Below are 13,373 nucleotides of genomic sequence, written 5' to 3' on the forward strand. Positions count from 1 at the left end.
GCCTCTTGTAATGCCTATCTCCCGTCGTTCGCTCCTCAAGGCCGCCGCAGCAATGCCGGTGCTGTCGTTCCCGGGCATCGTGCGCGCTGAATCTCAGTCCACGCTGCGCTTTATCCCAGTGATCGATCTAGCCTTCGTCGACCCCATCTATTCGACCGCGCAGGTGTCGCGAAACCACGGTTTTATGGTCTACGACACGCTCTACGGCATGAGCTCCTCGCTCCAGGTCTCGCCGCAGATGCTGTCGGGCCACGCCATCTCCGCTGACGGGCTGCAATGGGACCTGACCTTGCGCGATGGCCTGTTCTGGCACGATGGCGAGCGCGTGCTGGCGCGCGACTGCGTCGCGAGCATCAGACGATGGGCTGCGCGTGACGGCTTTGGCGGCGAGCTGATGGAGGCGACCGCCGAGCTTTCGGCGGCCGACGACCGCACCATCCGTTTCCGTCTCAAGCGTCCGTTCCCGCTGCTGCCGCAGGCGCTCGGCAAGGCCGCGATCAATGCCTGCTTCATGATGCCGGAGCGGCTGGCGAGCCAGGATCCGTTCAAGCCTTTGACAGAAGTCATCGGCAGCGGTCCGTTCCGCTATCTCGCCGACGAGCGCGTGCAGGGCGCCCGCAACGCCTACGCCAAATTCGAGCGCTATCAGCCGCGCACCGACGGCAAGCCGGATTGGACCGCCGGGCCGAAGATCGTGCATTACGACCGCGTGGTCTGGACCACTACGCCCGATGCCGGCACCGGCGTCGCCGCGCTCCAGACCGGCGAGCAGGATTGGCAGGAGACCACCCCGCACGATTTGTTGCCGATCATCAAGGCCGCCGGCGATATCGAGACGCGCATCCTCGACCCCCGTGGCTATGCCTGCATGCTGCGCCTCAATCACCTCCAGCCGCCGTTCGACAATCCGGCCGTTCGTCGGGCGCTGCTGGGTGCGATCGACCAGTCCGCATTCATGACGGCGGTGGCCGGCGTCGATCCGGCTTTCCAGGTGTCGCCGATCGGCTACTTCGCGCCTGGTACGCCGATGGCGAGCGACGTCGGCCTCGATGTGTTCCGCGGCCCGCGCGACTACGACAAGGTCAAGGCCGACCTGAAGGCGGCTGGCTACAATGGCGAGAAGATCGTCGTGCTCGTCCCCACCAATTCGCTGGCGCAGAAGCCGCTCGGCGAGATCGCGGTCGACTCACTTCGCAAGGCCGGCATGAACGTCGAATATGCCGGGCTCGATTTCGCCGTCGTGTTGCAACGCCAGCTCAAGAAGGACCCGATCGGGCAAGGTGGCTGGAGTGCGGCGGTTGGCAACTGGCAGGGCATCGACTGGCTCAACCCGGCCGGCAACACCAACATCCGCGGCGAAGGCAAGGTCGCGGGCTGGTATGCGAGCGGGAAGATGGGGCCCTTGCGCAGCCAGTGGCTGGCGGCCTCCGAGCTCGCCGAGCAGCAGCGCATCTGTCGCGAAATTCAGACGGTCGCGTTTGAGGAAATCCCCTATATTCCGATCGGCCTGTACAAGCAGCCGACCGCCTATCGCAAAGCCATCACCGGCATTCTCGACGGCACCGCCGTCTTCTGGAACGTACGCCCCGCATGAGCACGACAGCAATCTTCGGCAGCTATGTGCTGTCACGCAAAGACGGTGCGCAGGATGTGCTGCGCGATCATTGGGTTTTGGTCGAAGGCAAGAAGATCGCCGCGATCACGCGCGACAAGCCGCGCGCGGACGAGGTCTACGATCGTCCCGGCCGCTTCGTGCTGCCGGGCCTGCTCAATTTGCACAATCACTGCTTCTCTGAAGCGGTGGCGCGCAGCCACACCGAGGATGGCAATGGCCGCAAGAACAACCAGAGCATCGTCTATACGGTGTTGCTGCCGCTGACCAAGCGCGGCGCCGACCTGTTGTCGGCGGAAGAGCGCATGGCGGTGGCGCGGCTGGGCATCCTCCAGCTTCTGAAGGGCGGCGCCACCACGGTGATGGAGCCGTTCCGCAATTCCATTCCGGAGATGTTCGACGCGGCGGAAGAGATGGGCATCCGTTTTTACGGAGCGCCCTATCTGTTCTCGACGTCCGACGCCAAGGCCGGCGCCGATGGCGTGGTCCGCTACTCCGGCGATGACGGCGCCGCCGACATGGCGACATGGGATGCGCTCTACCAGCGCTGGAATAATCGTGGCGACGGCCGCATCAGCCTTGCGATGAGCCCGCACGCCACCGACACCTGCGGTCCCGATCTGCTGAAGGCTTGTGCCACGCGGGCGCGCGAGCTTGGCGTTCCCATCACGACCCACATGGCGCAGAGCCGCGCCGAGGTCGAAACGATCGGCAGGCGCTATGGCGGCCGCACGCCGGCGCAATATCTGGACTGGCTCGGCCTGCTCGCGCCCGATCTCATGGCGGCGCACTGCATGTTCAGCAGCGATGACGATCTCAAGCTGATGGCCGCGCGCGGCATGACCGTTCTGAATTGCCCGCGCGTGTTCGCGCGTGCCGGCGTCACCGCGGCCTTCAGCCGGTTTGCGGAACACGGCGTGCGCACGGTGGTCGGCACCGACGGCTACAACATGGATCTGCTTGGCGAGCTCAATGCGGCCTCGCTGATCTCCAAGGTCACCTCGGCGCGCGCCGACGTCGCCAATTCGCCGGAGCTGATCGAGGCGAATACGGCCGTTGCGGCCGACGTCATCAAGCGGCCGGATCTCGGCCGGATCGAGCCGGGCGCGACTGCCGACCTCACCGTCGTCGATCTCACCCATCCGCATCTTCAGCCGTTGTTCGACCCGCGCCGCGCGCTGATCGCGCTCGCCAACCGCGCCAATATCGATCAGGTGATGGTCGATGGCCGCATGCTGGTCGATGCCGGCCGCTATCTGGGCGCCGATGAAACGGCGATCACCGCAGCAGGCACCGCGGCGATCGGCAAGATCTGGGACCTGCCGGAGGCACAGGCTGCGTTCAACGGCTGAGCGTCGCTTCGTCGTCGAATTCGGCGAGCGATTTGCGCACGGCTTCGACCAGATCCAGCGCCACCGGCGAGGCGCTGCGCTGCGCCGGGAGAACGGCCGAGAATTCGAAGTCGATGCGCGGCAGGAAGCGGCGCACGACGATGCCGCGGGTGGAAAATTCCTGCGCGGTGAAGGGATCGCAGATCGCGACCCCAAGCCCTGACGACACCATGCCGCACATGATCTCCGACAGCGCGGTCTCCACCCGCAGCACGCGGCGGACGTCGTGGCGATGGAAGATCTGGTCGACGAGATGCCGGCTCGCCGATCCCGCCGACAGCGAGATGAAAGTCTCGCCTTCGAAATCATTGGGCTCCAGCACTGCTTTCTCCGCGAGGTGATGACCAGTCGGCAGCACCGCGACGCGCGCCAGCGCCGGCAGCCGCAAGCTGGGCAGGCCGGAATGGACGATCGGCACCTCGGCAAAGCCGACATCGCATTGGTTGTTGAGCACCCAGTCGACCACGATCGGCGAGATCACGCCGAAGAAAGCGAGGTTGAGGTTGGGCCGCTCTTTCAAGAAGTGTCCAGCGAGCCGCGGCAGATAGCCGTTCGACAGCGCTGGCAGTGCTGCGATCCGCAGCGAGCCGGTGCGGCGACTGCGGATTTCTTCGGCCGCAGCCGTGATGCGCTCGAGGCCGACGAAGGAGCGCTCGACCTCGGTATAAAGCGCGGTTGCCGCGGCGGTCGGCACCAAGCCCGTGCCGCGCCGCTCGAACAATTCGGTCTTCAACAACGCCTGGAAGTCTCGCAGCAACCGGCTGACCGCCGGCTGCGTCACAGCCATCAGCTTGGCCGCTTCGGTGACGCTGCCGGTCAGCATCATCGCCCGGAAGGCTTCCACCTGCCGTGAATTGATCCGCGCCATCCAATTTCCTATTCATAACATTTATGCATACAGACGGTGCCATTATTCATTGGACGATGGAAGTATAGGTTGCGATCTTTTTCATCAGAGCTGGAGACAGCCCGCTTTTTCGGCAGATTGGAGGAGTTCAAACCTCCAAATCGCGCCAAACCCGCCGAACAGGGGCCGGAGCCCTGTCCGGAGAGGATTTGCGCGGAAGGAAATGCGGCAGGCGCTTCGGCCGGAGATTTGTCGGCACGTCACCTCATTCCGGTATTGGAGATCGGTCCACATGAAGACTTTTCGCCTTCTGACAGCGGTCAGCATCGCAGCGCTCGTTGCCATCCCGTCGGCCGCCTCGGCCCAGCAAAAGACGCTCTATGTCGCCGGCTATGGCGGCTCGTTCGAGAAGACGATCCGCGACGAGGTGATCCCGGCCTTCGAGAAGGAGAACGGCGTCAAGGTCGAGTACGTCGCCGGCAACTCCACCGACACGCTGGCCAAGCTTCAGGCGCAGAAGGGCAATCAGCAGATCGACGTCGCCATCGTCGACGACGGCCCGATGTATCAGGCGATCCAGCTCGGCTTCTGCGGCAAGCTCGAGGGACTGCCGGCCGCCGATCTCTACGACACCGCCCGCTTCAAGGACGATCGCGCGGTCGCCATCGGCATCGTCGCTACCGGCCTGATGTACAACACCAAGGTGTTCGCTGAGAAAGGCTGGGCGCCGCCGACCTCGTGGAACGACCTGAAGGATACGAAATACGCAAAACAGCTCGTGATCCCGCCGATCAACAACACCTATGGGCTCGAAGCGCTGGTGATGCTGTCGAAGATGAACGGCGGCGGCGAGACCAACGTCGATTCCGGCTTCAAGATCTTCAAGGAGCAGATCAATCCGAACGTGCTCGCCTATGAGCCCTCGCCCGGCAAGATGACCGAGCTGTTCCAGTCCGGCCAGGCGGTGATCGCCGTGTGGGGCACCGGCCGCGTGCAGAGCTTTGCCAATACCGGGTTCCCTGTCGACTTCGTCTATCCGAAGGAAGGCGCGGCGACGCTGCTGACGACCGCTTGTCCGATCGCCAAGGCCAGCGCCTCGCCGCTGGCGTCCAGCTTCGTCAAGATGCTGCTCGAGCCGAAAATCCAGCTCGTGATGCTGAAGGAATACGGCTACGGCCCGGTGCTGAAATCGCTGGTGGTACCGCCGGAGTTCGGCAAGATGGCGCCGATCGGCGAGCGCGCGGCAAAGCTCTATAACCCCGACTGGACCGTCATCAACGAGAAGCGCGAGGAGTGGACCAAGCGCTGGAACCGCGAGGTCGAGCGCTGATCTGATCGTCGCAGCGGAGACAGCGTATGGCTTTTCTCGAACTCGATCGGGTCGCCAAGCAGTTCGGCGCGCAGACTGTGGTCGATGACTTCAGTCTCGCCGTGGGCAAGGGGGAGTTCATCTCCTTCCTCGGGCCCTCCGGCTGCGGCAAGACCACGACCTTGCAGATGATCGCGGGCTTCCTTGATCCCACGCGCGGAGCGATCCGCCTTGAGGACAAGGATTTGGCTGCGATCCATCCAGCCAAGCGCGGGCTCGGCATCGTGTTCCAGAGCTACGCGCTGTTTCCGCACATGACCGCGGCGGAGAACGTCGCCTTTGGCCTCGAGATGCGCAACGTCTCGCGCGCTGAAAGGGCCGAACGCGTGCGTGCCGCGCTCGCAATGGTGGGCCTCGCCGGTTACGAGGACCGCCATCCGCGCCGGATGTCGGGTGGGCAACAGCAGCGCGTGGCGCTGGCGCGCGCGCTGGTGATCAAGCCGAGCGTGCTGCTGCTCGACGAGCCGCTGTCCAACCTCGATGCCAAGTTGCGGGAGGAGATGCAGATCGAGCTGCGCCAGATCCAGCGCACCATCGGCACCACCACGATCCTGGTCACTCACGACCAGAACGAGGCGATGTCGCTGTCCGACCGCATCGTGGTGATGAGCCAGGGCAAGATCGAGCAGATCGGCACGCCGCAGGAAACCTACGAGAAGCCGGCCTCGGCTTTCGTCTCGCAGTTCCTCGGCAAGACTAATGATTTTGCCGGGACGATTGACCGGACCGCGACGCCGGCGCGGCTGGTGGCGGGCTCATGGAACGCGCCGGCGCCGGCTGGCCTCAGCGGCCCCGTGACCGTCAGCATTCGTCCTGAGCGGATCGGCTTTGGCGATGTAGGCCTCAGCGCAAAGATCGTCACGCGCATCTTCCAGGGCAATCACTGGCTGTTCCAGTGCGACAGTGAATGCGGTCCGGCGATCGTGATCCGCCAGAATGACGGCAAGACGCAGCCGGTCGAAGGTGAGACGGTCCGTCTCGCCTGGCGTCCGGAGGACATGAGCGTGCGCGGAGGAGTTTCCGCATGAGCACGGCGGCTGATGAACGCAACGCGCGCGCGCCATGGGCGCTGACGGCGCCTGCCTTGATGCTGTTCGTCGGCGTGCTGCTGATTCCGCTGGCGATGACCGTGATGCTGTCGTTCCACGATTGGGGACAGTACAAGGGCATCGAGCCGGTCTTCATCCTCAAGAACTGGCACGAGATCGCGACCGATCCCTATTACGCCGAAATGTTCTGGCGGACCTTTCGCATTGCGATCCTAACCACGCTGCTCACCGCATTGCTCGGCGCGCCCGAGGCCTACATCCTCAATCGCATGAGCGGCCGCTGGAAGAGCATTTTCCTGCTGGTCATCCTCGGGCCGCTGTTGATCTCCGTGGTCGCGCGTACGCTCGGCTGGGCGTTGCTGTTCGGCGGCAGTAACGGTCTCGTCAACAAGCTCTTGATGTCGGCCGGTGTGATCCGCTCGCCCATTCCCTTCATGTTTACCGAAACCGGCATGGTCGTCGCGCTCGCGCATGTGATGATGCCGTTCATGGTGCTGTCGGTGTGGGCGGCGCTGCAGCGGCTCGATCCCCAGATCGAGAATGCCGCGATGTCGCTCGGCGCCGGTCCCATTACCATCATCCGCCGCATCATCATGCCGCAGATCATGCCGGGCGTGCTGTCGGGCGCAATCATCGTGTTCTCGCTCTCGGCCAGCGCCTTCGCGACGCCGGCGATCATCGGGGGACGCCGGCTCAAGGTCGCGGCGACGCTGGCCTATGACGAATTCCTCAACACACTGAACTGGCCGTTGGGTGCGGCGGTCGCGACGCTGCTGCTGGTCGCGCTGGTGCTGATCGTCGTCGGCAGCAACGCGCTGATCGAACGCCGCTATGCGGAGGTGTTCCGATGAGACGGAACGGGCCGCTCGCACTGATCTTCCACACCATCTTCGTCATCGTGATGGTGGCGCCGATCCTGGTGGTTTGTCTGGTCGCCTTCACGCCCGAAGGGTTTTTGTCGCTGCCGACCAACGGCTTTTCGCTGCGCTGGTTCAGGGCGATCGCGAACTACCCCGAATTCATCCACGCCTTCTGGGTCAGCTTGGGGCTGGGTGCGCTGTCCTCGTTCGTAGCATTGTTGTTCGCAGTGCCAGCGGCACTCGCGCTCGCGCGTTATCGCTTCCGCGGCCGTGATGCACTGGCGGCACTGTTTTTGTCGCCGCTGATGATCCCGCATGTCGTGCTCGGCATCGCCTTCCTGCGCTTCTTCACGTCGGCGGGCCTTGGCGGCAGCTTTGCAGCGTTGATCATCGCGCATGTCATCATCGTGTTTCCGTTCGCGCTGCGGCTGACGCTGGCGGCTGCGACCGGCATGGATCTTTCGGTCGAGATGGCGGCGGTCTCGCTCGGCGCTGGCGGCTGGACGCTGTTTCGCCGCGTCACGCTGCCGCTGATCATGCCCGGCGTTATCAGCGGCTGGGCGCTGGCCTTCATCCAGTCGTTTGATGATCTGACCATGACCGTCTTCCTTGCGGCACCCGGCACCGAGACGCTGCCGGTGCGCATGTTCCTTTACATCCAGGACAACATCGATCCGCTGGTGACGTCGGTCTCGGCCTGCGTGATCGCTGTTACCATGACCGCCCTCATTCTGCTCGACCGCTTTTACGGGCTCGACCGTGTGCTCGCCGGCAAGGGCGATACGGGACGATAGGAGAATTCATGTCAGGAGAATACGACGTCGCCGTCGTCGGCGGCGGACTGCTCGGCTCCGCCATTGCCTGGGGCCTCGGCCGGCTCGGCAAGAAGGTGGCCGTGCTCGACGAAGGTGACATTACCAAGCGTGCCTCGCGTGCGAATTTTGCGCTGGTCTGGGTGCAGAGCAAGGGGTTGGGTATGCCGGCCTACACGGTGTGGACCGTGCAGGCGTCGCATGCGTGGGGCCGGCTCGCTTCGGAGCTGAAGCAACAGACCGGCCTCGATGTCTCGCTTCAGCAGAACGGCGGCTTTCATCTGACGCTAGGCGACGATGAATTCGGCCAGCGCACCGAGCTCGTCAAGCGCATGCACAACCAGACCGGTGCTGCCGACTACAAGATGGAGATGCTCTCGGCGTCCGACGTGAAGAAGTCGCTGCCGCTGATCGGCCCGGAGGTCTCCGGCGGCAGCTATTGTCCGCTCGATGGCCACGTCAATTCGCTGCGCACGTTTCGCGCGTTCCACACCGGCTTCAAGGCGTTCGGCATCGACTATTTTCCGGAGCAGCCGGTCTCCGCAATCAGCAAGAGCGGCGGCGAATTCCGCCTGACCTCGCCGAAGGGCGAGCTGCGCGCCGCCAAAATCGTGCTTGCCGCCGGCAATGCCAATCAGACGCTGGCGCCAATGGTCGGCCTCTCAGCGCCGATGGGCCCGACCCGCGGCCAGATCGTGGTGACCGAGCGCACCATGCCGTTCCTGCCGCATCCGCTGACCACGATCCGCCAGACCGACGAGGGCACGGTGATGATCGGTGACAGCAAGGAAGACGAACTCGACGATCGCACGCTGAAGCATTCGATCAGCGCCGTGATGACCGATCGCGCGCAGCGGATGTTTCCGCATCTCGCGCGGCTCAACGTCGTCAGGAGCTGGGCCGGCATCCGTGTCATGCCGCGGGACGGCTTTCCGATCTACGACCAGTCGGAGACCCATCCCGGCGCATTCGTCGCTTGCTGCCATTCCGGCGTGACGCTCGCCTCCAACCACGCCTTCGAGATCGCCCGCATGGTGGCGCAGGGCGCGCTCGAGCCGGAGTTGGTCGGTGCGTTCTCGGCCAGTCGTTTTGGCACCGCCGGTGCTGCGAACACCAGCGGCTACTAGAGATATTGAAGGAGCCAAAATGTTCAAACGATCCGAACAGGACAAACGGCCGCCAGTGCAAATCTTCGTCGACGGCGTCGCCGTCGCGGCGCGCGAGGGCGACACCGTCTCCGCCGCGCTGCTGGCATCGAGCTGCGACGCACGCCGTTCGACCGCAGTGAGCGGCGCGCCGCGTCTGCCTTACTGCATGATGGGTGTGTGCTTCGATTGCCTCGTCACGATCGATGGCGTCGGTAATCGCCAAGGCTGCCTCGTGCCCGTCGCCGAAGGCATGCAGATCGAGATTCAGAAGGGCAAGCGGGAGATCGGAAAATGACTGTGGCTCCCAAGCGCGAAGATTACGACGTCGTGGTGATCGGCGCCGGGCCCGCGGGCCTTGCCGCCGCCGCGACATCCGCCGAAGCAGGTCTTTCGACGCTGCTGCTCGACGAGAACATCGGCCCGGGCGGCCAGGTGTTTCGAGCCATCGCGTCCACGCCGGTGACCGAGCGCAATCAGCTTGGCGAAGACTACTGGGTCGGTGCCGATCTCGTGGAGTCGCTCCGTGCGAGCAATGCAGAGGTCATTCATCGTGCGACCGTCTGGAGCCTCGACCGAAACCTCGACATCGCTGTCTCCATCGGCGGCGCGTCCGCCTTCGTCAAGGCGAAGCGGGTGATCCTCGCGACCGGTGCGCTGGAGCGGCCGTTCCCGATTCCCGGCTGGACTCTGCCGGGCGTGATGACCGCGGGCGCCGCGCAGACGATGCTGAAATCGTCGGCGCTGGTGCCGGATGGCCGCACGGTGATCGCAGGGCAGGGGCCCCTGCTCTGGCTGCTCGCCGCACAGATTTTGCGCCTCGGCGGCCGTATCGACCGCATCCTCGACACCACCGAGCGCGGCAATTATTTCGCCGCGCTGCCGCACGCCTTTGCGTTCCTGACCTCGCCCTATTTCGCCAAGGGCCTGTCGATGATGCGTGAGGTGAAGGCGAAGGTGCAGGTCGTCTCCGGCGTCACTGAGCTTGCGGCGTCCGGCGACGGCCAGCTTGCGAGCGTGAGCTATGTCGCCGGCGGCAAGCGCGAGACCATTGCTGCCGATCTTTTGCTGTTGCATCAGGGCGTCGTCCCCAACGTCAATCTGGCGATGTCGGCAGGTGTCGAGCATCGTTGGGACGAGCTGCAATTGTGCTGGTCGCCGGTGCTCGATGCTAGCGGCAATTCGTCGGTCACGGGCATCGCGATCGCCGGCGACGGCGCCGGTATCGGCGGTGCCAATGCAGCCGTGGTTCGCGGTCGCATCGCGGCGCGTGCGGCAGTGGAGGCGCTGGCGCCCCCGGCTGCTGCGAAGCTCAAGCCGATGGCGACGCTCCGCGCCGAGCTTGCCAAGGCCGAGCGCGGCCGCGTCTTCCTCGATACGCTGTTCCGCCCGGCACCGCAGTTCCGCATTCCCTCGGGCGATACGATTGTTTGCCGTTGCGAAGAGGTGACGGCGAAGGATGTCCTCGATTCCGTCGCGATCGGCGCGACCGGCCCCAACCAGCTCAAGGCCTATCGCCGCACCGGCATGGGCCCGTGCCAGGGTCGGCTCTGCGGTCTCACAGTCACCGAGCTGATGGCTCAGGCGCGCGGCAAGACTCCGCAGGAGATCGGTTATTACCGGCTGCGTGCGCCGGTCAAGCCGATCACGCTGGCCGAGCTCGCCGCTGTTCCGAAGTCCGAGGCTGATATCAAGGCGGTGGTGCGCGGATGACCCAAAACGTGGATGCGATCGTCGTCGGCGGCGGCATCCACGGATGCTCGACGACGCTGCATCTGTGCCTTGCCGGCCTGAAGCCGGTGCTGATCGAAAAGGACTATGCCGGCCGCCACGCGTCCGGCGTCAACGCCGGCGGCGTGCGCCAGCTCGCGCGGCACATCCCTGAAATTCCGCTGTCGATCCGCTCGATGGGGATCTGGGAGAAGATCAAAGACCTCCTCGACGACGATTGCAGCTTTGAGAGTTACGGTCAGGTGCTGGTCGCCGAGAACGAGGAGGAGCTCGCGGTCTGCCGCGCGCGCGTGGCTGAACTCAACGCACTTGGCTTCACCCATGAAGAGTTGATCGACGGGGCTGAGCTGCGGCGGCTGGTGCCTGCGGTCGCTGACACTTGCCCCGGCGGTGTCGTCTCGCGCCGCGACGGCGCGGCCAATCCGGCGCAGACGACGACGGCGTTCCGGCGCAAAGCCCAGCAGCTTGGCGCCACCGTCCGCGAAGGCGTAGCCGCCACCAACATCCGTTACAGCGACGGTCTCTGGTACGTCGATGTCGGCACGGAAACCTTTGCCGCGCCGGTGCTGGTGAACGCGGCCGGCGCCTGGGCCGGCAAGATCGCCGCCGCGCTCGGCGAACCCGTCCCGGTCGAGACCGTCGCGCCGATGCTGATGATCACCTCGCGCGTGCCGCACTTCATCGACCCGGTCGTGATCCTGCGTGGGCGCAAGCTCTCGTTCAAGCAGTTCTCCAACGGCACCGTGCTGATCGGTGGCGGCCATCTGGCAACGCCCTACCAGGACCGCAACGAGACCGTGCTGGACTGGAAGAGCCTCGCCGTCAGCGCCCGCACCGTCTTCGAGCTGTTCCCGATCATGCGCGACGCGACAATCATGCGCGCCTGGGCTGGCATCGAAGCCAAGATGAAGGACGACATTCCCGTGTTCGGCCCGAGCAGCCGCCACAAGGGCCTCTATCACCAGTTCGGCTTCTCGCTGCACGGCTTTCAGCTCGGCCCCGGCGCCGGCGCCGTGATGGCGGAGCTGATCGTCAACGGCGGCACCCAGACCCGCATCGGCGATCTCGGCATCGACCGCTTCCATCCCACTACGCTCTAGCAACAAGAGGACATCATGAGCATCACCCGCAGCATCCGCACGCCCATCATGCATCGCGCCGTCGAAGCCAACGGCTTCGTCTTCGTCGGCGGCACCATCGCCGACGACACCACGGTCTCGATGGGCGACCAGACCCGCAACATCCTCGGCAAGATTGCCGGCTATCTGAAGGAAGCCGGCACCGACAAGTCGCGTGTCGTCAGCACCTCGATCTTCGTCACCGACCTCTCCAAGAAAAAGGAGATGGACGCGGCCTGGACCGAATTCTTCGGCGACAATCTGCCGACCCGCGCCACCGTCGGCGTCGCCGATCTCGGCGGCGGTGCGCTGATCGAGGTGGTGGTCACCGCGCTCAAGGGCTGATGAGGCCTTTCCCCCGCCGCACCAGCACCGGCGCGGCGGGAAACGGCCGAAGGCAGCAAAACCTATCAGGGGGTCCACAGCCAGCATCGGGTCATGGAGATTGTTCGTGAAAATAGAACAATGATACCAGCCCGCGGCTGATTATCTTTCGCCGGAAAAGGGGCAAATCCTCCCGTGTCAGCCGCAAGGAGCGGCTCGGAACCACGGAGACGGCAAATGTCCAACGCAAGCGGAAAAGTCGCTGTTGTCACCGGCGGCTCGCGCGGCATCGGCGCCGCGATCGCCGAACGGCTCGCGGGCGACGGCTTTGCGGTCGTCATCAACTACGCAGGGAGCGCCGCCGACGCGGAGGCGCTGGCCGGCAAAATCGAGAAGGCCGGCGGCCAGGCCATCACCGCGCAGGCCGACGTCAGCGACCCGGTCGCGGTCGCGCGCATGTTCGAGATGGCGGACGCCGCATTCGGTGGTGTCGACGTTCTCGTCAACAATGCCGGCATCATGCGGCTCGCCGCGATCGCCGATGCGGATGACGCGCTGTTCGACAGCCAGATCGCGATCAATTTGAAGGGCACCTTCAACACGCTGCGGGAAGCTGCGCGCCGGCTGCGCAATGGCGGCCGCATCGTCAATCTGTCCTCGAGCCAGGCCGGCCTTCTGTCTCCGACCTACGGCATCTATGCCGCGACCAAAGCGGCGGTCGAAGCCCTGACGCACGTGATGGCCAAGGAGCTGCGCGGCCGCAACATCACCGTCAACGCCGTGGCGCCCGGACCGACCGCAACGAAGCTCTTTCTGGACGGCAAGACGGAGCAGTTGATCGATCATCTCGCCAAGCTCGCGCCGCTGGAGCGGCTCGGCCAGCCCACGGATGTCGCTGCCGCGGTCTCGTTCCTCGCCGGCCCCGACGGTGGCTGGATCAACGGGCAGATATTGCGTGCCAATGGCGGGATCATCTGAACCCGCCTGACGGTCCGGACATGGCAAGCCGGTCTTGGCTGCAATTCTTCAAAAACCCGACGCCCTGCCCCCAGCGCGTCGGGTGGAAAGATTGAGTATCAATCGGTGAGCCCAACACCATCCTTGTGACGCGTGCC

At 64.8% G+C, this 13,373-nt stretch carries 13 protein-coding genes; 12 read left to right on the forward strand and 1 reads right to left on the reverse strand.

Annotated features, from left to right (window positions below):
* Positions 1-10: 10 nt before the first annotated feature.
* Positions 11-1,594, forward strand: coding sequence for an ABC transporter substrate-binding protein (locus BMW89_RS33185; protein ID WP_092034549.1), 1,584 nt, complete (start codon positions 11-13; stop codon positions 1,592-1,594).
* Positions 1,591-2,964, forward strand: coding sequence for an amidohydrolase family protein (locus tag BMW89_RS33190; RefSeq protein ID WP_092034550.1), 1,374 nt, complete (start codon positions 1,591-1,593; stop codon positions 2,962-2,964). Before BMW89_RS33185 ends, BMW89_RS33190 begins: the two co-directional genes overlap by 4 nt.
* Here the strand turns inward: BMW89_RS33190 and BMW89_RS33195 are convergent.
* The gene (locus tag BMW89_RS33195; protein ID WP_092034551.1) at positions 2,954-3,871 is read right to left on the reverse strand and encodes a LysR substrate-binding domain-containing protein; all 918 of its coding nucleotides are present in this window, start codon (positions 3,869-3,871) and stop codon (positions 2,954-2,956) included. The two genes, BMW89_RS33190 and BMW89_RS33195, sit on opposite strands and share 11 nt — an antisense overlap.
* Positions 3,872-4,142: 271 nt before the next feature.
* On the opposite strand from BMW89_RS33195, the gene BMW89_RS33200 reads away from it, so the two are divergent.
* From BMW89_RS33200 to BMW89_RS33245, 10 genes are all read left to right on the forward strand, one after another.
* A complete protein-coding gene (locus BMW89_RS33200; RefSeq protein ID WP_092034552.1) occupies positions 4,143-5,180 on the forward strand; it encodes an ABC transporter substrate-binding protein in 1,038 nt (345 codons plus the stop codon).
* A 26-nt stretch (positions 5,181-5,206) separates the two neighbouring features.
* Positions 5,207-6,247: an ABC transporter ATP-binding protein gene (locus tag BMW89_RS33205; RefSeq protein ID WP_092034553.1), complete on the forward strand. Its 1,041-nt coding sequence runs from the start codon at positions 5,207-5,209 to the stop codon at positions 6,245-6,247.
* Positions 6,244-7,119 (forward strand): ABC transporter permease, encoded by an 876-nt coding sequence (locus tag BMW89_RS33210; RefSeq protein ID WP_092034554.1) that lies wholly within the window; start codon positions 6,244-6,246, stop codon positions 7,117-7,119. Before BMW89_RS33205 ends, BMW89_RS33210 begins: the two co-directional genes overlap by 4 nt.
* Entirely contained in the window at positions 7,116-7,922 is an 807-nt protein-coding gene (locus tag BMW89_RS33215) for an ABC transporter permease (RefSeq protein WP_092034555.1), read from the forward strand. The genes BMW89_RS33210 and BMW89_RS33215 overlap by 4 nt, the downstream gene beginning before the upstream one ends.
* Before the next feature lie 8 nt (positions 7,923-7,930).
* Positions 7,931-9,067 (forward strand): NAD(P)/FAD-dependent oxidoreductase, encoded by a 1,137-nt coding sequence (locus tag BMW89_RS33220; protein ID WP_092034556.1) that lies wholly within the window; start codon positions 7,931-7,933, stop codon positions 9,065-9,067.
* Between the two features lie 19 nt (positions 9,068-9,086).
* Positions 9,087-9,383, forward strand: coding sequence for a (2Fe-2S)-binding protein (locus BMW89_RS33225; RefSeq protein WP_092034557.1), 297 nt, complete (start codon positions 9,087-9,089; stop codon positions 9,381-9,383).
* Entirely contained in the window at positions 9,380-10,798 is a 1,419-nt protein-coding gene (locus tag BMW89_RS33230) for an FAD/NAD(P)-dependent oxidoreductase (RefSeq protein ID WP_092034558.1), read from the forward strand. The genes BMW89_RS33225 and BMW89_RS33230 overlap by 4 nt, the downstream gene beginning before the upstream one ends.
* Positions 10,795-11,916, forward strand: coding sequence for an NAD(P)/FAD-dependent oxidoreductase (locus tag BMW89_RS33235; protein WP_092034559.1), 1,122 nt, complete (start codon positions 10,795-10,797; stop codon positions 11,914-11,916). Before BMW89_RS33230 ends, BMW89_RS33235 begins: the two co-directional genes overlap by 4 nt.
* A 15-nt stretch (positions 11,917-11,931) precedes the next feature.
* The gene (locus BMW89_RS33240; protein WP_092034560.1) at positions 11,932-12,279 is read left to right on the forward strand and encodes a RidA family protein; all 348 of its coding nucleotides are present in this window, start codon (positions 11,932-11,934) and stop codon (positions 12,277-12,279) included.
* A gap of 216 nt (positions 12,280-12,495) precedes the next feature.
* Complete coding sequence (locus BMW89_RS33245; RefSeq protein WP_092034561.1) at positions 12,496-13,236, forward strand: SDR family oxidoreductase; 741 nt, start codon at positions 12,496-12,498, stop codon at positions 13,234-13,236.
* Positions 13,237-13,373 lie beyond the last annotated feature (137 nt).

The sequence above is a fragment of the Bradyrhizobium sp. OK095 genome (assembly GCF_900109945.1).
In the GTDB taxonomy this organism is placed as follows: domain Bacteria; phylum Pseudomonadota; class Alphaproteobacteria; order Rhizobiales; family Xanthobacteraceae; genus Bradyrhizobium.

Bases quoted from the DNA above. Each gene is read 5' to 3' on its own strand.
- BMW89_RS33205 (WP_092034553.1), top strand. From the start codon at position 5,207: ATGGCTTTTCTCGAACTCGATCGGGTCGCCAAGCAGTTCGGCGCGCAG.
- BMW89_RS33195 (WP_092034551.1), bottom strand. From the start codon at position 3,871: ATGGCGCGGATCAATTCACGGCAGGTGGAAGCCTTCCGGGCGATGATG.
- BMW89_RS33190 (WP_092034550.1), top strand. From the start codon at position 1,591: ATGAGCACGACAGCAATCTTCGGCAGCTATGTGCTGTCACGCAAAGAC.
- BMW89_RS33215 (WP_092034555.1), top strand. From the start codon at position 7,116: ATGAGACGGAACGGGCCGCTCGCACTGATCTTCCACACCATCTTCGTC.
- BMW89_RS33240 (WP_092034560.1), top strand. From the start codon at position 11,932: ATGAGCATCACCCGCAGCATCCGCACGCCCATCATGCATCGCGCCGTC.
- BMW89_RS33220 (WP_092034556.1), top strand. From the start codon at position 7,931: ATGTCAGGAGAATACGACGTCGCCGTCGTCGGCGGCGGACTGCTCGGC.
- BMW89_RS33245 (WP_092034561.1), top strand. From the start codon at position 12,496: ATGTCCAACGCAAGCGGAAAAGTCGCTGTTGTCACCGGCGGCTCGCGC.
- BMW89_RS33185 (WP_092034549.1), top strand. From the start codon at position 11: ATGCCTATCTCCCGTCGTTCGCTCCTCAAGGCCGCCGCAGCAATGCCG.
- BMW89_RS33225 (WP_092034557.1), top strand. From the start codon at position 9,087: ATGTTCAAACGATCCGAACAGGACAAACGGCCGCCAGTGCAAATCTTC.
- BMW89_RS33230 (WP_092034558.1), top strand. From the start codon at position 9,380: ATGACTGTGGCTCCCAAGCGCGAAGATTACGACGTCGTGGTGATCGGC.
- BMW89_RS33235 (WP_092034559.1), top strand. From the start codon at position 10,795: ATGACCCAAAACGTGGATGCGATCGTCGTCGGCGGCGGCATCCACGGA.
- BMW89_RS33200 (WP_092034552.1), top strand. From the start codon at position 4,143: ATGAAGACTTTTCGCCTTCTGACAGCGGTCAGCATCGCAGCGCTCGTT.
- BMW89_RS33210 (WP_092034554.1), top strand. From the start codon at position 6,244: ATGAGCACGGCGGCTGATGAACGCAACGCGCGCGCGCCATGGGCGCTG.